Raw genomic sequence first — 19,688 nt, forward strand, 5'->3', positions numbered from 1 at the left:
TTCACTTTTCCTTTCTCAAATTCAATGTTTTTCGTGCATTGATTTTCTCTTGTTTTTGGGCATCAGTCCAAGTTTTGGACCACACATCCTGTTTACGTCCATTACCTGGATTATAATCAACCATACATCGACATCTTTCATGTCTTTGATAGACTTCTTTAGGCGCTTCATAGTATCCATAAGTTCCCGCCAAACGTCTGCACCACTCACAACCATGCCCTGAAACTCTACGAGTAATTTGGGGTTGTAGACCTGCTTTTGCATGAAACTCCGCATTGGCTTTGATTCCATCATCTACAATACTTTGGCTAAAATTTATAATCGGATCATCTAAAAGCCATTTGATTGATTCAAAATCTTCTTCGCTTGAAATTCGATTGACTATCCCATCAATACGATCTTGATTAAATTCTGGAATTTGTCCTTTTAATCTTAGATTTGCAGTACGATTCAATTCTGTTTGTACATCTACAATAAAATTAGAAATCAAATCGTAATTTTTTTTCATTGTTGGATTTAAAATTCTATCAGCGATATTGAAGTACATTTTTCCATCTGGAAGAACTTCGGCAGTGATTTTGGTTCTTAATACATCAGATAAAATTCCGCCTATTTCTATTGCAAAATTGTTCGCATCCAAATAGGTAGCCTTTTTATTTTGCAGTAAGAGGAAAACTTTTTTTAATTTTTTACTGTTATATGTTCGCTTATCAAATTCATTTTGAATTTCTTCAAGTAAAGCTGGCACAATATCGTTATCCATTTGTTTCAGCTCCTTTAATACCCGTTAGGTCCCGCATAACTTCACTATTAACGTACCCAGGCATTGCTTGATTTAACTTAATAGCTCCGTCTCCAATCAATGATAAAGCACTTGCGTCAGCTTCAAACAGCGGTTCCCATTTCGGTATAGTTTTGTTGAACTGATAACGCTGGTATGGGTAATCATCTCGTAAACATGCAGCTGTATACGCCACATTCAATAAACCAGATCCAAGGGAACGTTGCGCTTTTCGTCCTGCGAGTCGCAAATTTTCATGACTTGCTTTAATTGCCTCAACACTGGACGGATTGTCAGAAGCAAAGCCCAAATCATCCATCGTTAGTCCCATTTCTCCAGCAAAGCCAGCAGCTGCTGTTTTCAGTTGTTCGGTGAAAGGTGTCATGCTTGATGTCGTGAATTGCCCAAGCGTTGGTTTTTCACCGCCTTCACCTTTTGTAAATTCAAGCATCGCCGAAACAGTGGCTTTCCAACTATCAAGCGGTTCAGAATCAGGATCTGTACCCACAACATATTTTTGTGGAAACGAATAAAATTCCGCAGTCACGTCAGCTCGTTCAAGTGTTCGTTTAGCATAGCGCTGATAATACATGCCTGATCGAGTAATACGAGAACGTCCGAATGGTCGTACCGGATCTGGTCGATGGATAATTGGTACTAACAATGGATGGGAAAAGCTGTGTGTTCGACGATCGTTTTCCTCATCAAATTCTTTACCTTCATAATAATAATCGGTATATCCAGGACTAAAATAGGCTTCAATGGTTGGCCTGTTGTACTTATCTCTTTCAAGAACTGCATAACCTTCTGTTAACAAACCAGTAATCGGATCGATGACACCAGTTGCATTGCTCGCCTCGATAACTTGTAAACGTGGCATATCACCCTCACCTTTTGAGACATAAACAAAAGTGCAGGATGCAATTAAAGCCGAAAGCACTGCGCTATCAAAAAATACGTCTGGATTGTTAGCTTTGAAAATTTCATTTACTTCAAAATCATCATGAGCAAACTCACGAAAAACTAAACGATCAGCGAGAGCATCCACGCCTTTTGAACACCAACCCAAAACTGATCGATATTTTGATCTAATTGCTGGTGGAATTGTTATTCCAATAGGCGGATCATAATGTTTCATCGCATATTGCTTATAACGCATATCCACACGACTTTTGTGCGTGTTTAACTTATTTCGCAAGTATTCAATACCTTGCAATTCCATTTAATCAACTCCTTTCAAAGTTCGCGCGAGAAAAAATGTACAGTGACTGCGTGAAGTACGGAGCTACCGTCGGGTGGGGAGGTATACCCCCTCTATTCTTTTGCTCACGGCTTTTGATTTTGTTTTTAATATTTTTATACCCAATTAGTTTCAACCTCTATATGAAGCCCAATTGAGGCTTTGAGGAAGATTTCTATTGCCAATCACTTTCGGTTCTTCTTTCTTAACATTGAATAACTTATCGGACTTCTGCCTGTTGCAAGTCCAGTGGGCAAGCTGCATGTTTTCGATTGCCGAAGGATGACCGCCTTTGCTTACAGGAATACGATGATCAATCACTGGACTTAGCGGGTCAGGTGCTTTCAAATTCTTATTGACAGGTTTCCCACAGATGCCACATATGTTCTCTGTCTTAAGTAATCTCTTCCTATTTTTATCGAAAGCAACACGGTGAGCGCCTTGTTTATCAGCTCTAAGAGCCATGATACCTTTCCTCCTTTATGTAAAGAAAAAGCCTAGCGTTTGCTAGACTTTAATACATTCATTTGTTTTTTTGAGATAAGTATCTACATAGATTTCACCTTTATCCCCGTTCAACGTAATTTCAAAATACGGTGCTCCTTTTAAGCTAGCGCTAACTAATGCTTTGCTATTCTGTAGTGTTTTACACGACCACACAACGAGTATATCAAACTGAGGCACTGCACCACTTGAGTCTGCAATCTCAATTTCAATTTTTTCGCGTACAATAGCCTTGCATTTTTCGATAAACTTCTCATGATTCATTACTTTTCCTCCTTAAAATAAAAAGACCACCGAAGTGATCTAATAGATAGACAGCAACCAGTTGATATAGATAAACATAGAAAGTAAAGGAGGTTTTCACTTCCTTTTTCGTATTTTTGTAATTAGTTGGTTGTTGTCTATCAAAGCATAATTTAAAACGACGAGGGAGACTACCTCCCTTCGTTTATTTTGTCGAAGTCCTGTTTCCTAATCTTTCGACACTATCATAATAAAACATTTACTAGGTAGTTGATTGGTATAAAAAAGGTATAAAAAGGAAAGCATTTAGGTAGAAAATGGGTATAAAAAGTGTAAAAACTGGCTACTTAAAAGCAACCAGTTCTAAGGAAGAAGCAAATTGAATGATGATTTTGTTTGATTCTGCTTTTACAGATTCCTCGCTCGTATTATTTCTTTGAGCAGTTACATAAATCGACATACCGTTGATATAACGATCATAGAATATCTTTTTCCGTCTTTCTGTTACATCAGGTTTATGCGGATGCTGAATTGCTGAATAGCCACGAATGAACAGTTTATGCAAATACTCAAATTCTTCTTGCGCTTCCTCTTTTTCGATCACCATTCGTTCTGCTTCAAATGTATTATTTGATGTAGAAGGCGGAACCAAGGAGTAAGATGCTGTTACCTTAGGCTCGCGTGGTTGCCCTACTCTACATCTAGCTGACAGATATGCTGAAAGGAAAACACTCACGTTGTATTTAGTGCGTTCCATATCAACGTCTTTTGTTTCTGGTGTCTCATACTTCTTTACATCGAAAAGTACCATCCTTCGATTCCCCCTATGGTATAATAAACTTGTCGAATGTATTATCCAGTCGGAGGAATCCGGCTTTTTTATTTGTATTTATCTAATTCATCAAAGAATGAAAACTCTGTTTTTGTAACATGTTTTTCATTAATTGGTTTTCTCGTTTCAAATGTTTTAGTTCTACTTGTTGGCTTACAGTACTTACTAGCAGAATTAAGATGGTTCCTGCTGAAATAATATTGGTAATCATTATTCTCTTCCTTTGCACCGTTAATATTCGATAATGTCGTTCCTATATTGCAGAATGCTTTTCCAATATTTTGGAAGATGATTCCTACCGTTTCTGCTATTGTTTTAACAAAAACATCTACTAATTCAATTGCTTCTTCTACAGAAACTCCATATTTACTCTCAAACTTTGCTTTTGCTGTATTTAGTTCTTGTTTCTTGAGTTTTGCTACTCTGCGGTGTCTGTTATTCATTCTGAGTCCTCCATTCTGAATAATTCACCTTCCCTTTTAAATAATCGCCCTGCGGCAGAATATTCATTCGGATTTCCAAAAACATCAACAATAACAAATGTGTTCTCGATATAATCAATAGCATCGATTTCAAACCATCTCGGATAACCGACAGAATCATCGTGCATATATACTTCAATTTTCGGTATCATTTTCCGACCTCTCTTTCCTCATGCCAATTGTCTGCAACCAACACTCTTGCTTTCGACTCAGTAGCAACAGGTAGCTTTTGATTGTATTGATCACAAAACTTATTTGCTGCCGATTTTGATTTATATAGCTTTCCATTTCCAACTGGAAACATGTATTGTCCACTAGTTATTGCTACAATGTAGACTTTCATTCGCTATCCTCCATGTATTCGTCTAATATTTCTTTATATTTCTCTACAAATTTGAAACGATCTTGATGAAGTTTCTGACTCCAACCTGTTTGTTTATCGAGCTCACGCATCTGCTCAAAGCTCTTTTGAATCTCTTTGTAATAAAATTCGATGTTTGCAGCAGCTTTCCAATGCCGAGCAGTCCGAACTCCTAATCCTGTTTCAGCCATTTTCAATTTAACTAATTCAGCTCGTTTTTTTGCTTTTTTATCTTTCTAAATTTTCACCATGATTTTCTTGAGAATGGTGTCACTGTATTGATTAATAAGATCTATTATTCGTTGCCTTTCTTTCGAATTAATAGCATTGGTTCTGGCATAATCTGATCATCTTTCAAAAATTCATTTGGATAATGCTTTCGTAACTTTTTATTATTGGTAAATGTTTTCAGCAACCACTGACTCGTTTCACTTTTGTTCTTGCCAACAAAATAAATTTTTCCAGTTTGTATTCCTGCAAGTTGAATCATCATCTTCACCTCAAATCAAATTTTTTTCTGCTAGATGGAGCAAAAGTAATCCGACATCAAGAATCTTTTGATCCATTATTTCAGCTACTTTGCTTGGCTTAACTCCTTGAGAAAAGAGCAAGCGTGCTTGCTCTATCTCTTCATGAGTCCAAATAAATTTGGCTTCCTCAAGGATAATTACTGGATCAGTTGCTCTCATTGTTCCTCTGGAAAAATGATGTCATCTTTATGTTTAGACCAGGTATCTGCATATGGAGCAAAGTATTGTCTAGCTAACTCGATTTGATCAATTAAAGCTGTTTCTGATAATTCATGATCTGCAGCAATTTCATTCATACTATCGCCTTCATCTAAACGGATAAGAACGTCTCGAACATTTACAGTTACGTTTTCTGGCAGTTGCAATGTTGTTGCTGTTTTAATAAAATCATCAACGGTTTCTTTTGATACAAGGAATTCAATATTCTCAACTTCTTCCACTCCATCGCCAATATCCAAAGAAGTTTGCTCTTCTTTTAACATTTCAATTGTGCCATCTGAATTCACAACATATTCAATATTTGGTTTCTTCGTTTGCTTGTTTACTGGCACTGTGTATTCGATTGTTTCTGGTTGAATTACTACAGTTACTGTTGAGCCAAGAAATTCAGTTAAATTTTCAGTACTACCTCTCAATGATCCGTTGCTAACAACTAATAATACTTCTGTATTCCCATTTGATTTTGATGTTACTTTCTTTAATTCTGGTCTGAAATTCACTTGTTTTGTCATTTATATTTCCCCTCCGAAATGTTTAGTCATTTTGGCAATCTTCGCAATAGCATGGATATCCAGGAGCTTCACCATCAATAAAACAGCCACAACCTTCACACACCAAGCCTTCTAAAATATCCTCAACCATCAATTTTCCTCCATCAATTTCTTTTTTCTTCGTTCCGCTTGTCTTTTTCGCTGCTGTCTTGCTGATTCAAAGCAGTCCATTTCAATAAACTTATTGATTTTTGAATCGAACTTAGCAAATATCACTGGAAAGCCGTATCGATGAGCAAACATCTTCATTTTCAGCATAGATATTGCATCTTGATAACCTTTGACATCAATCACTTTTTTCACTTGGCCATTCTCATAGATTACAAAATCAGCTCGGTAATAAATCGGCGCAATCTTACGATCGTTACATAAATATCCTTCTTGCAATAAAACATTCTCTTGCATTGCGCAATAGGTTTTAGATAAATGCATAAAGCTCATGCCATTTCGTTTTAGCTTCATGTAGTATCTAGCTTCTGCCTTTGAATCAAACATAATGCCGTCTACTTCATGTCTTTTATTTCCGTATTTGCTTTTTGTCACCATCTGCATACTTCCTTTTTAATTCTTTTAATCGCTCATCATGCTTTCGCCCATTTTTATTGCATACTGGGCAAGGTTCGCAAGTTGACCAGCCAAGCGACGTCTTATACCAAATTACAGTTTCATCATTACATCTTAAACAAGTCATTTTGCACCTCTCATCCATGCTTGATTACCCTTTGGAGTGCATTTCTCTTTCTTTGCTGGCTTAGTTTTAATTTTTGCAAATCGTCGGTCAGGCTTAAACGTTTTGAATATTTCACCACCGCACGTATTTGCAACTAATTCAGCTGCTTCATAGCTCTCATAATGATGTGCTTGTTCAGATGAAATAACGCCTTTTCCGTTTTTGTCTAAATAACACATTTTCTTAATTACAAAGGTCAAACTGGATTCCTCCTTTTATCTGTTGTTGATTTGAATACGGCAATGTTCCCTTTTGTTCCATTCATGACACGAGAGAACACTCGCTCGCCGTACGCGTGTTTTAATTGCTTTGATGATAAATTAGTCGTGAATATCGTAGCTTTGTTTAAACGGGCTTCTGTGAGCGATGTAAGAACATCGACATCGTATGGTGTTGCTTGATTGTTTTCTTCCATTCGACCTAGCTCCGCACCTAAATCATCAATTACCACAAAATCTGTCTTTTTTATTTCAGCCATCAACGATCCTGTCACAGCTTTTCTTGCTTCTGGATCATTCATTGCAAACTTCAACTGCTCTAATAATTCTCGATAGCTTATAAATGAACAGGCAATTTTATAATTAGATGCTCTCATCACTTCTTTGATCACTGCAGCACCTAGATGGGTTTTTCCGGCTCCCGTTCTACCAGTGATGACTGCATGAATCGGGCTACCATCTACAATTTTTTTTGCCCATTCTTGAGCCATCGCTTTTATTTGAGCTGTTTCCTGATCAACTACTTTGTATCCATCAAAATTGAAGGTCCATATGGCATCGTCCGTGATCATTGAACTGTTAATCATTCGATTGATGGCATCCCTTTTCATTGCTTCATTTGCTTTTTTGATAGCTTCTTTTTGATTTTTAGTTACCATTTCTCGATATCCGCAACTCTTATTGATACATGTAGGACCACATCGATCCGTACCATCTTTGTTTTTTGATTTCCACATGTACAATGGATCCCCGCATTTTGGGCAGGGATGATCAACAATCCTCAAACCGCCATAAGGTGCAGCCATTGCACTTAGTTTTTTATCCATTACCAATCCTCACCTGTTTCTGGTAACTCATCATTAGAAATATTTTGTTGCTTTCTTTTATTTTTTTGGATAGCCATCTTATCGAAATGCTTTCTTAAGCTAGTCGGTGATAAAATCACGCCAGACCAGAAATCATTACTAGTAGCCCAAACAATCATGTCTTGAACTTCTTTTCCTGTACGCTTATCCGCCTCAATTGTTAAACGAATTGTATTTGCCCATTTATCTAAATCAGGTTCTTTGATGTTTTGATTTTTTCGAATGAGTTTTAATAAAAGAATGGCCAATTTTTTATTTGGATCATCGTCTGCGTACTCTCGTTTTTTTCGAGAGGTACGAGGATTATTATTGTTTACATTGTTATTCATTGTTTTATCATTGTTGTTTGTGTGTTTCTGTGATGCTTCTGCGTCGTTTTGCTGTCGTTTCTGTGTCGTTTCTTTAGATTCGTAACGTTGATAAAAGTCATAATTGACAATGGTTATAACAGTTTTTTTACTGTCGCTTTTTCGAATCAACATTTGATCATCTTCCAACATTTTTAAAAACCGATTTACTTTGGTGTTTGACCAACCCCATCTTTCACATAGCTGTCTTACTGATGTAATAAATTCCCCACGATTTACCTCTATTAGTTGGCCGTCAAATAAAAATTTATTATTCTGGTGATTGGCATCCATCAGCAAATCTAGCCATGCTTCGTATTTAGAGAAAACTCTTTTTTCTTGATATACCCAGTGATCTCGGATATTTCGGTGAAGTGCTATCCAGCCTTTGTCTGCCATCTACTCACCCACCGTTCTATAAATCGTCCATGCTAGTGAATCCAGTAATTGAAAGGTTACCTCTGCAATATTCGCATGTACCGCAAGGCGTTGGCCTTTCTTCACCATTTTTCACTCTGGCAATTCGCTCAATTTTTTCTTTTAATAAGACAAGTTCGTAATTCATTTTGTCTTGTTCAATTGTTATAAGTCTTGCTTCACTTGGTGTTTGTTTAGAAACTGCTGCAATAATCGGTGTGAACGTCTTTCCGTATTGCTGTAAAAGTAACTCCTGATATATAGCCATTTGAAGTACATATCCAAAATTGACTAGGAATGTTTCTCTTGATCCATAATTGTCATTCCATTTACGTTCGTGCATGTCTTTCGTTGTTTTGATATCGACAAAGTATTCTTCTTCTAAATTCAAGCAGTCAATTTTACCTTTCCACTGAGTTCCAAATAATTCACCTATCACAATCGTTTCTTTCTCACCTTGATAAATGTTCATGAAAGCTTCTTCTTGTTTTAATCGATCAATCATCTGTTCAGCAATCTGGAAATCTTTCAATAATCCATACGGCTTGCGACTAGAAAACATTTTGGATTTATTTTCTTCTTTGAACGCTTCGTGTATCTCTTTCGATTCAAAATACGAATGTACATAATTCCCGACTAAAAGAGCTTTAGGATTAGATATCGGTTGCCAATCCCCTTTGAGTTTGGCCAAGGCGGCCGCTTCACATTTTAAAAAGGACTTATATTGTGACGTTGACATGTACTGCCAGTCAGCTTCATTTGAGTAATAATTCTCATCAGAAAGGGTACTCATCGTCTTCAAATTCTGAGACATCATCTGCACCTTCCTCACGTCCGAAATCTGGAATATCTAATAATTCTTCTTGAATCGGTTCGTTCAATGTTTCTTTTTCAATCGGATGAGCTTGTTCAACTTCTGGATGTCCTGGCATATCCGCAATACGAGTATTTTCTTCTTGAATATCGTTAGGAATCACAATCTCTTCTGCTTCTTTTTGAATTGGTTCGACAGTTTTATTTGAAAAAAGTTTTTCTTCAAGTGTGGCCACTTTTTCAATTTGAGGTGTAACGTCTTTGCGATTGTAATCATAGTCATTTTCGGTCGTTCGGTTGAACGCATCTGAAAAAAGTTCAGCATCATCACTAGTATTGATAAATGGTTTAGCAGCACGATTAATCACTGTACGCTTGGCCATTTCTTCTGGGAAATCATTTTGAACACTTTTTGTCTTAGCTTTTGACCATGATTTTTCGATTTGTTTTTTTGTCATAATCGTATAAACTTTGTTTCCGTCAGACTTAGTGATTGTTGCAAATGCTCCAATAATTTCTTTATCCATGTTTTCAAAACTAGGAACAAACTTTGTGACTACTGTCTCGTTATCAATCGAACCAATCTCAAAGACATCATCTTTTCGGATTACTTCTGCTTTGACATCATTAATTTCATCAAGTCGTTTTAATGCTGCTTGAGTACCAAAGTACGATCTCGACATTTGAAGTTTTGGACCATAAGCAATGAAATAGCATTGATTTTTTCCAGGGTTCAATCCTTGCTGAATCATGTCTAATAACGAATTAGCTATACTAGCTTTACCAACTGACGTATTTCCATATTTTTCCATGTATAGCCCACCACCTTCTCGTTGGCTTAAAGCTACCTCGTTAATTTTGAAAAATGCTTGTTTTAACGCATTCGCTGCATTGTAATTATTTGGTAATTTAACACCTTGGCTTTCCAGTTCAGTTATTTTTCCTAAAACAACATCAGTAATATCTTTTTGTAAAGTAGCCATTTCATTTGACATATTAAATTCCTCCTAGTTCAATCTTTGGAAAATATTGTTGTGCATATTCCAAAATATCCTCTTCTTGTACGTACCCATCTTCGGTTAAGTAGCAAGAATCACCTTCATAAATAGGATTGTCTTGCCAGTCAACTCCGACAGGACTAGCTTCATTTGGTAGTTGCTGTCTAGCACCTAAAGAATCAAAGTCTTTCATCATGGCCTCCTAAAATTCCCAAAATAATTTGATGGTGCCATCATCTTGCTTGATGTTTGAAATGCCTTCGCTTTCCAGTGATACTAGAAATGATGGTGTCAGACCTTTTGAATGAACAGTGCAACTCGTTTGCCCATAGCTTGCTGCGGTTAGAATTTTTTCTTGGATGTCTTGTTGCGCTTTGTTCATCATTACTTCGAATATTTCATCGCCTAATCCTTTTACTGAAATCATTTATTTCCTCCTGTGGTATAATGACTTAAAAGATTTTTCTTTTGGACACGATTATGCTTGCCGGCGGTCGTGTCTTTTTTTGTTTCTATACTCGGCTTCATCAAGACCTATGAAGATCCATACCATGTAAACAATCGTACCGATTAATGCTTGTTTGCTTCCCCAAAGACCTAAAGCGTAGATCATTAGTGGTGCGCTAAATACTAATGCTCTGTTGAATTTACCCATGTTTTTCCTCCTTCAAAGTGTTAAAAATAATTTCCAATGTTCATCAATAAATTGAGCCATTTTAGATGCTTGAAATTTCCATGGACTGCCAGTTTTTTTGGGATAAACCACAAATCCTCCATTTAATACATCCAGTTCCTTTCTATAGGGATAAAGCACTTTTTCTCTAATAACCCTTGCATCTACGTTGCCTAGTCGCTCTCTTAGATCATTCATAGTCCATGTTTTACCCGATAAATCATTTTCAACTAAACGCCCATATTCCTGTTTTGGTATTAAAACAATATTTTCTGGTGCAGACATTTCAAAACTGACATTTTCAAATTTCAATGTTTGCATTAGATACTCCTCCTATCGAATTTTATTTTTCTTTCCAAACTCCATACTTAATAGCGAAATCCTTAACCACAGATAGATAAATTTCTTTTAACCTTTTATCACTTTCGATTACATCTAACTTATTTGTCTTATCTCGCTTGGATTTTGAAATACCTTCGCCAGCCATACGGTTACGTAAATTCGTTAATCTAGTTTTGAGAGAGGAACCAGCTCTACGATCAACTTCTTCATATATCGCTGTTTGAATTTCTTGATAAGCACCGTATCCGCCTTGAGTTTCCACTATTTTATTTACGAGCTTTCGACATTCTCTACGCCAGTCAGTTGTATTCAACGCCACAATTTCAGTAATGTTCTCCATTTGTATTGCTAAACGTTTTGTCTCTAACTCTTGCTTAGCTACTGCGTTAAATATTCCTTGAAACATTTGGAGTTCTGGACTTAGTTTTGAAGTATCAAGGAACTGTTGTTTATATTCTTTTTCTACTTGAATAAAATATTGACGCGCTTGTTTTCCTTTTTCTGTTCGTTGAATCATTGAAATTTCTTTTGCCATGTCCAATTTCATTGCATGGTCAGTAATATTCTGAATTCCTCCAGGGGTCGGACATTTTTGGGTCACCCTTACGAAATCTATATTTTCAACAAAACCATATTCTGCCATACGGCTAAACCATTTTTTATATTCTGTAGCCACCTCCAAAAACTCATGCAATTCTCTGCCGTTTACTAACTGCTCATTCTCCTCATTTGTTGTCACTTTGATTAGTTCTTTCATTTTCCTTTCTCCTTAAAAATGAATAAATATGTTTTTTATAAGTTATTTTATTAAAAATGAATCGTTATGAAGTTTATATAGTATAAACTCGTTTTTGCTTCCAAAAAAAATATTTGCTATTGGGAAATGGTATATTTCTGGTATTAATTGCACATATTTTTGCTTCATTTTATTTGGATCTTGTTCCCAATTCGCTAAGGTTTGATGGTGAACATCAAAGAGTTTTGCTGCTTCTTTTAAAGAATATCCCATCATAATTCTAGCTGCTTCCAAAGTAATTTGTAATTCCATTTTTATTCCTCCTTTCGTTTATGTAAATCATTTTATACTAGTTTATACTACCAGTCAACGATTTTAGACGTTTTTTAAATTAAAAAACACCGTTATAAAACTACTTTATACTTGTTTATATCGATTTAATTCGATATTATTAATAAAAAAGGAGGAGAAAATAACATGCCAAGAAAACCATTATCAGAAGAAGATAAAAAAGCTCGCTCCATTATCGCTAACAATTTAAAAAAAATTACGCATGGCTACACAAGAGCGCAATTGTCAGATATGACAGGTATTCCTGTTACGACGCTATCTGGATATTTTACTGAAAAATCAACTATTAGTATGGAAAACGCTGAATTAATAGCTAAAGCTTTTAATGTGGATAAATCTGATATAGATCCAAGATATTCCAGAGAATACAATTATTATGATTTAAAGAAAGAAGTTTTAGATGAATTACAGGAAAACAATAAAAGTTTCGTCGCTGATAAATTTGTAGAGTTAGCAGAAAAAGCAAATGCAGCAGGAATGACTTTGAGCAGAACTAAAACTGATAGAGGAAACATTATGACAGTTCTATCAAGTGATATTCAAGAATATAACTTTTTTGACACTTCTGTTGCTGCCGGCATACCTTCTTCAGTCGAAGCTTTTGATCAAGACCACATTGAGCAAATTGCTATTCCTGATTATGCCATGGGAAAATATGCAGGATATCAAGATGTATTTTTTACTAAAATAAACGGAGATTCCATGAATAACGTTATTCCTGATGGATCATTAATTGCTGTAAAGAAAATAGAGAGCTGTGATGAGTTAAAAGATGGGGATATAGTAGTCTTTAGTAACGATAACGAATTTTCTGTAAAAAGATATATAAATGATCAACAAAATAATCGCATCATTTTTAGGCCTGATTCTTCTAACATTTCTTTCACTGATATTGTGGTTAATTATGATGATACTAAATACGTTCAAATTTATGGGAAAGTCGTTGTATATATTGTCCAACTATAATTAATTTGAGAGGCTAAAAAATGAAAATAGGTATGAGAAAACCAAGTATAAAAAAATCGATCAGTGCTAGAACTACCGGAAAGACAAAAAGAGCAGCGAAAAAAGCGGTGATTCCTGGTTATGGTAAAAAAGACTCTGGATGGCTAAAAGATCCAAAGAAAGCAACATATAACAAAGTATATAAGAAAACAACATTCAGTTTTTGGAATTTATTCAAATAAAAAAAGCCCGTGCTGGCACACGGACTAGAAACCTTATTTCTAAGATCAGCTAAATTAATTTTAACATAAGACTAACAATCATGATGGTAGGTGAATTTTTTGTCAATACAAATAATTTCTAACTGTACAATTTGTTCCAGCAATAACGAATTTGGATTTGCTATCGGCGAATATACAAATAATCATTTCCATGAGTTAACTTGCTCAAACAGGGGACACAAAATAAAATACTTTCATGCAGTACCAGATTACCCAATATTCTTTCAAAATGGTTTATATGCATATCATAAAAAAGAATATTTCGAAGCATTTACTTCGCTTTATCATAGCTATGAAATGTTTAGACTAACCTTTGTTCAACTTGTCATGATGGAGAAATTCAATTTTTCATACAAAGAATTGATTGATTATCTTAAACCGATTTCTAAAAGTTCAGTTCAAATTGACGGGGCCTTCAATACTCTATATGCAGCATTTTTTAATGAAATTGCTCCAGATATTCCCAATAAAATTAAAACATTAAGAAATACAGTCATTCACGGCTCTCATTATCCTGTTGAAAAAGATGTCTCTAAGTGTGCAAAGGCAATTTTAAGCTTTATCAACTCAATAGAACAAAAGCTACCACTAAGCGACAGCTATCCGCACACACTTTTTCAAAAACTGGGAGATCTTAGATTAGTGTATCTTCAAATCGAAAAAATTTTGAGAAGATCTGATTTGGAAAGTGGAGCTTCCACTTTGATGACTGATAATTCTAATGTCGTAGGTCGAACTCCAGTTAAAGGTTTGGAGGATTATAATAAACCCTTTTCTTTCGAAGAGGCACTTGCTCACTCAAAGGCTAGCTTAGAAATTTTTCAAGCTAACTCAAAAATTTTCGAATCTATTCACAATAAATAATTACCTCTTGTTCCCCTGTTTCAATATTGTTTTTGCTAATTCGTTCAATTGAAGTGTAATAACCTTCATCATTAACTGCTACAACTGTTTTTACAATGTAATTATCGGGGAATGATTCTAGAATGTCTATCAAAGCTCTTACATCCATTTCTCTCACCTCTTAATTGGATGACATATTTATAATCCAATTATACCATTAAAACGACAATAGCACATCCTTCCGCCGGCAAGCAAAAAGGATGTGCGAAAAAAATAATAAAACCCAGACAATAGGCTTATTCATGGTGCCTATTGTATCAGAGAAAGAGAGTTGATTCAATTATGGCAAGTTTTAAAAAATTAGCCAGTGGCTGGCAATATCGTGTCTCTTATAAAGATAAAGATGGAAAATACAGAACAAAAAGCGCTAATGGTTTCGATACAAAAAAAGAAGCACAATTAGCTGCTGCTGAAATAGAGTCTAGATATTCAAAAGGGTATTCTATTAAAGACGGAGATAAATTATTCAAAGATTATTTTAGAAATTGGTTCGAGGTGTATAGAAAAGGAAAACTATCCAAAGATAATGACGGCGATATTAGACGTGCGGTTGAATTCAGTGAAAGATACTTTCCTGACACTAAATTGAAAGAATTGACTAGAGAGGAATATCAAAAAGCTCTAAATGACTATGGTCAAGATCATGCGACTGCGTCTGTAAAAAAACACCACACTTACATGCGTGCCGCAATTAAAGATGCAATTGAAGAAGGAATTATTTTTCGAGATCCTACCTACCGTGTAACTGCAGTTGGTAAAAAAGCTCCAAAACATGAGGAACTAAAATACCTAAATTATGCGGACTCGATAAAACTTATTCATGCATTATTTGAAAATTTAAAACCAGAATATACATCTCGTTTTATCATTTTATTTGGTTTAGCTACTGGTTGTCGTTTTTCTGAAATTATAGGAATGACATGGAAAAATGTAGACTTTAAAGATAAAACAGTCAACATCAAACAAACTTGGGATTATAAATATACTGACGGATTTTCTAATACTAAAAACTATCAATCTAAACGTACAATTACTATTGATGATGATACTCTATCTTTATTGAAAAAATTACAATTACATCAAAAACAATACTATTTAAAATCTAGATTAAAAAACGAAAATGATTTGGTCTTTTTAAATGACAGTATGGAATTAGTTACAAATACCGCTGTAAATAAAGTTTTAAGAAAGTTTTGTAAGAAGGTTGGAGTAACAGAAATTACTTGCCACGGACTTAGACATACTCATGCTTCTATCTTGCTTTACCAAGGCATCAACATTAAATATGTTTCTCGTCGTTTAGGTCACAAAGATATTGTTACCACTTTACAAACTTACCAACACATATTGGATGAGATGGAGCAAAAGGAAAGTAATGTGGTAAATAATCTAATGAAACAAATGTATTCATAAAAAAATTTTGCATTCTTTTTGCATTGGATAGTAAAAATCCCTTGTAAATACAGTATTATCAATATGAGTATTATTGACGCCGTCTCCATTGTGAGATTTCGGTAGATTTCACTAAATGCCTAAATCCTTATTTTAAAAGGATTTAGGCATTTTTTATTTTCGGTAGTTTTCGTTAAATGAAATTTATTCAAGCTCATTTTCAAGCCCGAAAGATTCATCTCTCACGCTGATTTTTCATTGGGCTCAACTCAATTATTTTTTGATTCATACTAAAATTATATGGAAACAAAAAGACACGACCTAAATCGTGTCCGAACATTCATATATAAAAAGAAAAATACTTAAATCTACTATTCTGTTTTTTCTTCTAGTCGAATACTGTTTACTCCCCAATATGCAGCAACGCTTCTATTTCTCTCGTTATTCTTATCCATAGTAATATCACCATCATTGTGAACTGGATAAATTGTTTGTGTCTTATAATTTAATGGTGGAACAACTATATCCATTTCACCACTCTTCATTTGCTTTTTAATGGATTCAGTTTGGCGACTATAACTTACATAATTTTTATAGATGTCTGCAGTTCCATTGAAAAACAATAATAAAAAACTAACTAGTAAATAACTGAAAATCATAGAAAAAACAACTTTATTGCTTCTATCAAAATTTGTTAATAATTCAAAAAGACTAATTACTATAGATATGAAAAGAAAAATAACTCCTCCAAAATAAGATCTAGACCAAGATAATGCAGTTGGAGAAATTGCAAGCACTCCTATTGTCAATATACCTCCCACGAAAAATAACGAACTTAGAATATTACTAAGTGTAAAACTACTATTTAAGTATGATAAAACAAGCAAAGCTAATCCTATCGTTAGAGGGAACATGGCATTATCCTGTAACGCATGACTGATTGCAGGGATTGCATCAAGAATTTTCCAAGCAGTTGAAAGCGTACTTCTATGAAAATAAGTCGCTCTGATATCGTTCCCAGGTGCCATAACCATAAAAAGAAAACCTACAATATTTCCAACAATACCTGCGATCATCCATTTTTCAATTTTTTTCTTCTTATAAAAATAGGAAAGAACAGTATATGCTATAACAATGAACAACGTTCCTCCGGAGGTATTTTCGTTACACCAACCAGCTACTATACCTAAAAGAAGCATGCCTATTGTTTTAAAAAGACTATTATTTTGTTCTTCAGATTCTGCTATATATCGATGATAAACCAGAATAAAAGATAACATAATCACCATTGCAGTGAGATAATTTACAGAACCAGCCAACCATAAGTAAACATTATTGAAAGCTGGGGTAAATGTCCACATTAATGCAAAGATGATAAACGCTTTTAGATAAACATTCTTAGTAGTTCGCTCTTTTACTATGGAAGAAAACATAATAATTTGATAAACCAATAGGGAAAACATGCAAGAATTATACACATTAAAATATATTTTTGGAAGTTTAGTAAAAAAACGAAAAATAATATGGACTACCGATCTCCCAGTCCAAGTCATATATTGTTGATACTCATCAAACAAAATTGTTTTTATGCTTGAGGTCTTTACAAAATAGTAATAATCGTCGTGTACCAAAGGAGACATACTATTTAAAAGAAGCATAAAACCAAAAATACAAAATAAAACAATAAATAAATGTCTGTTGCTCTTAATTTTTTTAATCATACCACCCAATTAACTCCTCTTTATCTCGAAATATAACTTAGTATAACACAGATTTAATAGTGGTTGTGCCAAATTAAGAGATACAGAATTAATATCCTAACCAATCATTTAGCCTACTGCTCAAATCAAGTAGCGCTATCCTTCAAATGACTTTCAACAGCTAAATGTTCTGTTTCCCCGACTCTCTTCTCATTTTTACTACAGTGCATTTGATTGTCTCTACGTCGTTCATAACATTTATTGATTTGTCGATAATACCTTGATGCTTCTCCTGTACATTGTTCTGACTCATTACAAATCATCAGTCCGATGAACAGAACTACAAAATGCTTTGTTTAGAATTTGCAAATACAACATCCAATATATTTTCATTGCATACAATCCTTCATCGTTTTAAATAACACAATTCCTTAAATGGATATAGTAAAAACTATATCTGCTGCAAAAATTTTACTAGTCGTTTGATAAAGTAATAAACGACATGCTGCGAATGTCAATGCACTATCTCTTGTACCCTCTCAATAAAAAAACTTACTTCATCGATTAATGATTTAGCAAGGTTTTTTACTGTTCTAGAAAGTTGACCAGAATTCGAACTGTTGATAAAAGTTGACTCTATACTTTTGATGTTAGTAAGATTCACCGCTATCAAAACATATACACAACAATTTTTTATTCAATTACTTGAAAAATCTAGTCCTATTTTTTCCATAGCACAGAAAAAGATTACGTTACTGCTAGTCGTATAAAGATTGCTCTGGTGATTCACCTACACTTTTGAGGAATAGCTACTAATAGTATATCGTTGGTAATGCTAAAAATTTCACTGCATTTTATGATTATCTCATCAATCGTCAATTTCAAAAATATCATCATCTAATTGATTGAAAGACGTTTTGCTTCCCAAATCCAGTTCGTCTAGTACATCTTTAGCCACATTGAAGAAACAATAAGTTCCCAAAAAAAGTAGCAGAAAAAATGGAACAGTGACTTTGCGACTTTTAATTACGCCATACATCAAGAGTAAGAATGCGGAAATAAAAAAGATAAACATAAATATTAGAAACATACATACCCCTCCTCATTTGATAATTGATTATAAAAGATAGGAACTGGCCTACTACCAAAGAAAATCAGCGATATTAAAAATCAACTCCTCAATGCTAACCCACGACTTTCTAACTAAAAGATATTTTAAAACTTGTTTACGTCATTTCAATGCTCAGTACATCATTCAATACCTTTTTATTTTCCAATAGTTTACCCAAAAACATACAGATTTTTTTCCTTTTTTTATAATTATTTCTTTGAATAAATCATTTTTTTGTTTTCAGAAATTGAAATACGCTTTGCATTATCTTCTCAAGTTTGGTTTGGATTGGTCACTGAACAAGATCAATTCTATTTCTTCAATTTCTGATTGTCATGAAATCAGATAAGCTTTAAACTTAACTTAGAGATATTCACAACGAGAAACATGTTTCATCTTTGAATAGTTGCGTTATTTCTGATAAGAGAAGAATAATTTGATTCTGAACGAAAGGAGCCCACATTTTCAATTTTTATAAATTATCTAAAAAGCGGGAGATTATTTATCTAATTTAAGCACTCGCAACTCTTTATTTGCTTAGAGGGCAAGTCTTCTTCTCTTGAACACTAAAGAAAATAGAAAGGAGGAAAGCAAGTGAAAAAAAAGAGCGTTCGTTTATTGGTTTTATTCACATTGTTGTTACTTAGCGCATGTGGATGTCAAAGGAAAAAAGACGAGCAAGCAAATCGTTTAGTTAAGGATCTAAAAGCAAATGCATGGGTAATTGAAGGGACGGACTCTACTGATGATCCCAAAATGACCCTTACCTTTTCTAACCGTAAAGCTAGTTTTAACTTAGATTTTTCAAGTATCGATTACTCTGTAGACGATGAATCCAATAGTGTACATATGAAGAAATTTATCAAACAATTCAGTAAGCATATAAAAGAAGAGTTTCGTTATACGATTAAAGGAGATATAATGACTTGGAAGGAACTTTGGTCTAAAAGTGACATCATGTCTTACAAAGTCAGTAAGAAGAATGAAACGATTATTCTCACTCCTTTAAGCGAGGAAGAAACTACGGAGACAAAAAATCTCGTGCTTATCCCTTACAAAAAAAATACCAAGTAATGAAAGATAAAATTTTATTATCTAGTCTCATTATAAAATTGAATGATT

At 34.4% G+C, this 19,688-nt stretch carries 30 protein-coding genes and 2 pseudogenes; 5 read left to right on the top strand and 27 right to left on the bottom strand.

What is annotated here, in order from left to right:
- Window position 1: 1 nt before the first annotated feature.
- The 24 genes and pseudogenes from IGJ18_RS09095 to IGJ18_RS09210 all read right to left on the bottom strand — a co-directional run bounded on the left by IGJ18_RS09095 (window position 2) and on the right by IGJ18_RS09210 (window position 12,195).
- The gene (locus IGJ18_RS09095) at window positions 2–763 is read right to left on the bottom strand and encodes a hypothetical protein (protein ID WP_438843233.1); all 762 of its coding nucleotides are present in this window, start codon (window positions 761–763) and stop codon (window positions 2–4) included.
- On the bottom strand, window positions 756–2,003 hold the full coding sequence (locus IGJ18_RS09100; RefSeq protein ID WP_438843234.1) for a hypothetical protein: 1,248 nt from the start codon (window positions 2,001–2,003) through the stop codon (window positions 756–758). The genes IGJ18_RS09095 and IGJ18_RS09100 overlap by 8 nt, the downstream gene beginning before the upstream one ends.
- Before the next feature lie 150 nt (window positions 2,004–2,153).
- Entirely contained in the window at window positions 2,154–2,489 is a 336-nt protein-coding gene (locus tag IGJ18_RS09105; protein ID WP_438843458.1) for an HNH endonuclease signature motif containing protein, read from the bottom strand.
- A gap of 39 nt (window positions 2,490–2,528) precedes the next feature.
- On the bottom strand, window positions 2,529–2,789 hold the full coding sequence (locus tag IGJ18_RS09110; RefSeq protein WP_438843235.1) for a DUF6275 family protein: 261 nt from the start codon (window positions 2,787–2,789) through the stop codon (window positions 2,529–2,531).
- 322 nt (window positions 2,790–3,111) lie between these two features.
- Window positions 3,112–3,579: an ArpU family phage packaging/lysis transcriptional regulator gene (locus IGJ18_RS09115; protein ID WP_438843236.1), complete on the bottom strand. Its 468-nt coding sequence runs from the start codon at window positions 3,577–3,579 to the stop codon at window positions 3,112–3,114.
- 317 nt (window positions 3,580–3,896) lie between these two features.
- Window positions 3,897–4,043, bottom strand: a pseudogene (locus tag IGJ18_RS09120) (toxin PIN); the annotation flags it as partial.
- A complete protein-coding gene (locus IGJ18_RS09125; protein WP_308629436.1) occupies window positions 4,040–4,234 on the bottom strand; it encodes a hypothetical protein in 195 nt (64 codons plus the stop codon). The pseudogene IGJ18_RS09120 and the gene IGJ18_RS09125, both read right to left, overlap by 4 nt.
- A complete protein-coding gene (locus IGJ18_RS09130; RefSeq protein WP_010718798.1) occupies window positions 4,231–4,425 on the bottom strand; it encodes a hypothetical protein in 195 nt (64 codons plus the stop codon). Before IGJ18_RS09130 ends, IGJ18_RS09125 begins: the two co-directional genes overlap by 4 nt.
- Window positions 4,422–4,739 (bottom strand): annotated as a pseudogene (locus IGJ18_RS09135) (DUF1140 family protein). The gene IGJ18_RS09130 and the pseudogene IGJ18_RS09135 overlap by 4 nt, the downstream one beginning before the upstream one ends.
- On the bottom strand, window positions 4,739–4,936 hold the full coding sequence (locus tag IGJ18_RS09140) for a hypothetical protein (RefSeq protein WP_053766693.1): 198 nt from the start codon (window positions 4,934–4,936) through the stop codon (window positions 4,739–4,741). Before IGJ18_RS09140 ends, IGJ18_RS09135 begins: the two are co-directional and overlap by 1 nt.
- Before the next feature lie 7 nt (window positions 4,937–4,943).
- Window positions 4,944–5,132, bottom strand: a complete 189-nt coding sequence (locus IGJ18_RS09145; protein ID WP_002317594.1) for a hypothetical protein — start codon at window positions 5,130–5,132, stop codon at window positions 4,944–4,946.
- Window positions 5,129–5,704, bottom strand: a complete 576-nt coding sequence (locus tag IGJ18_RS09150) for a hypothetical protein (RefSeq protein WP_248255213.1) — start codon at window positions 5,702–5,704, stop codon at window positions 5,129–5,131. The genes IGJ18_RS09145 and IGJ18_RS09150 overlap by 4 nt, the downstream gene beginning before the upstream one ends.
- Before the next feature lie 129 nt (window positions 5,705–5,833).
- Window positions 5,834–6,289 carry a DUF1064 domain-containing protein gene (locus IGJ18_RS09155; protein ID WP_438843237.1) on the bottom strand — a complete coding sequence of 152 codons (456 nt, stop codon included), beginning with the start codon at window positions 6,287–6,289 and terminating at the stop codon, window positions 5,834–5,836.
- Between the two features lie 141 nt (window positions 6,290–6,430).
- Window positions 6,431–6,673, bottom strand: coding sequence for a hypothetical protein (locus IGJ18_RS09160; RefSeq protein WP_010718791.1), 243 nt, complete (start codon window positions 6,671–6,673; stop codon window positions 6,431–6,433).
- Window positions 6,670–7,518 carry an ATP-binding protein gene (locus tag IGJ18_RS09165; RefSeq protein WP_207430744.1) on the bottom strand — a complete coding sequence of 283 codons (849 nt, stop codon included), beginning with the start codon at window positions 7,516–7,518 and terminating at the stop codon, window positions 6,670–6,672. Before IGJ18_RS09165 ends, IGJ18_RS09160 begins: the two co-directional genes overlap by 4 nt.
- Window positions 7,518–8,303: a hypothetical protein gene (locus tag IGJ18_RS09170; RefSeq protein ID WP_438843238.1), complete on the bottom strand. Its 786-nt coding sequence runs from the start codon at window positions 8,301–8,303 to the stop codon at window positions 7,518–7,520. The genes IGJ18_RS09165 and IGJ18_RS09170 overlap by 1 nt, the downstream gene beginning before the upstream one ends.
- Before the next feature lie 16 nt (window positions 8,304–8,319).
- A complete protein-coding gene (locus tag IGJ18_RS09175; RefSeq protein WP_181918594.1) occupies window positions 8,320–9,135 on the bottom strand; it encodes a PD-(D/E)XK nuclease-like domain-containing protein in 816 nt (271 codons plus the stop codon).
- Window positions 9,098–10,129, bottom strand: a complete 1,032-nt coding sequence (locus tag IGJ18_RS09180) for a recombinase RecT (protein WP_438843239.1) — start codon at window positions 10,127–10,129, stop codon at window positions 9,098–9,100. The genes IGJ18_RS09175 and IGJ18_RS09180 overlap by 38 nt, the downstream gene beginning before the upstream one ends.
- A 1-nt stretch (window position 10,130) precedes the next feature.
- A complete protein-coding gene (locus IGJ18_RS09185) occupies window positions 10,131–10,325 on the bottom strand; it encodes a hypothetical protein (protein WP_086316994.1) in 195 nt (64 codons plus the stop codon).
- Window positions 10,326–10,334: 9 nt separating this feature from the next.
- A complete protein-coding gene (locus IGJ18_RS09190; protein WP_053766684.1) occupies window positions 10,335–10,559 on the bottom strand; it encodes a hypothetical protein in 225 nt (74 codons plus the stop codon).
- A 51-nt stretch (window positions 10,560–10,610) separates the two neighbouring features.
- Window positions 10,611–10,787, bottom strand: a complete 177-nt coding sequence (locus IGJ18_RS09195; protein ID WP_251849221.1) for a hypothetical protein — start codon at window positions 10,785–10,787, stop codon at window positions 10,611–10,613.
- Window positions 10,788–10,799: 12 nt separating this feature from the next.
- Window positions 10,800–11,126: a DUF771 domain-containing protein gene (locus IGJ18_RS09200; protein ID WP_438843240.1), complete on the bottom strand. Its 327-nt coding sequence runs from the start codon at window positions 11,124–11,126 to the stop codon at window positions 10,800–10,802.
- Between the two features lie 22 nt (window positions 11,127–11,148).
- Window positions 11,149–11,904, bottom strand: coding sequence for an antA/AntB antirepressor family protein (locus tag IGJ18_RS09205; RefSeq protein WP_438843241.1), 756 nt, complete (start codon window positions 11,902–11,904; stop codon window positions 11,149–11,151).
- Between the two features lie 42 nt (window positions 11,905–11,946).
- Window positions 11,947–12,195, bottom strand: a complete 249-nt coding sequence (locus IGJ18_RS09210; protein ID WP_438843242.1) for a helix-turn-helix domain-containing protein — start codon at window positions 12,193–12,195, stop codon at window positions 11,947–11,949.
- Window positions 12,196–12,360: 165 nt separating this feature from the next.
- Here IGJ18_RS09210 and IGJ18_RS09215 point away from each other — a divergent pair, with 165 nt between their 5' ends.
- From IGJ18_RS09215 to IGJ18_RS09225, 3 genes are all read left to right on the top strand, one after another.
- Window positions 12,361–13,200, top strand: a complete 840-nt coding sequence (locus IGJ18_RS09215; protein WP_438843243.1) for a LexA family transcriptional regulator — start codon at window positions 12,361–12,363, stop codon at window positions 13,198–13,200.
- Between the two features lie 20 nt (window positions 13,201–13,220).
- Window positions 13,221–13,421, top strand: a complete 201-nt coding sequence (locus tag IGJ18_RS09220) for a hypothetical protein (RefSeq protein ID WP_438843244.1) — start codon at window positions 13,221–13,223, stop codon at window positions 13,419–13,421.
- Window positions 13,422–13,520: 99 nt separating this feature from the next.
- Entirely contained in the window at window positions 13,521–14,324 is an 804-nt protein-coding gene (locus IGJ18_RS09225) for a hypothetical protein (RefSeq protein WP_438843245.1), read from the top strand.
- Here the strand turns inward: IGJ18_RS09225 and IGJ18_RS09230 are convergent.
- A complete protein-coding gene (locus IGJ18_RS09230; protein WP_438843246.1) occupies window positions 14,308–14,472 on the bottom strand; it encodes a hypothetical protein in 165 nt (54 codons plus the stop codon). The genes IGJ18_RS09225 and IGJ18_RS09230 overlap by 17 nt on opposite strands.
- A 173-nt stretch (window positions 14,473–14,645) precedes the next feature.
- On the opposite strand from IGJ18_RS09230, the gene IGJ18_RS09235 reads away from it, so the two are divergent.
- Window positions 14,646–15,776 carry a tyrosine-type recombinase/integrase gene (locus IGJ18_RS09235; protein WP_438843247.1) on the top strand — a complete coding sequence of 377 codons (1,131 nt, stop codon included), beginning with the start codon at window positions 14,646–14,648 and terminating at the stop codon, window positions 15,774–15,776.
- A gap of 350 nt (window positions 15,777–16,126) precedes the next feature.
- On the opposite strand, the gene IGJ18_RS09240 is transcribed toward IGJ18_RS09235, so the two are convergent.
- Window positions 16,127–17,476 (bottom strand): DUF3329 domain-containing protein, encoded by a 1,350-nt coding sequence (locus IGJ18_RS09240; RefSeq protein WP_034700773.1) that lies wholly within the window; start codon window positions 17,474–17,476, stop codon window positions 16,127–16,129.
- Window positions 17,477–18,323: 847 nt separating this feature from the next.
- Window positions 18,324–18,545, bottom strand: coding sequence for a hypothetical protein (locus IGJ18_RS09245; RefSeq protein WP_053766632.1), 222 nt, complete (start codon window positions 18,543–18,545; stop codon window positions 18,324–18,326).
- A gap of 615 nt (window positions 18,546–19,160) precedes the next feature.
- Between IGJ18_RS09245 and IGJ18_RS09250 the strand changes: the two genes are divergently transcribed.
- The gene (locus tag IGJ18_RS09250) at window positions 19,161–19,640 is read left to right on the top strand and encodes a hypothetical protein (protein WP_010718422.1); all 480 of its coding nucleotides are present in this window, start codon (window positions 19,161–19,163) and stop codon (window positions 19,638–19,640) included.
- Window positions 19,641–19,688 lie beyond the last annotated feature (48 nt).

Origin of the sequence: Enterococcus sp. AZ078 (genome assembly GCF_051714985.1) — a bacterium.
In the GTDB taxonomy this organism is placed as follows: Bacteria; Bacillota; Bacilli; order Lactobacillales; family Enterococcaceae; genus Enterococcus_B; species Enterococcus_B hirae.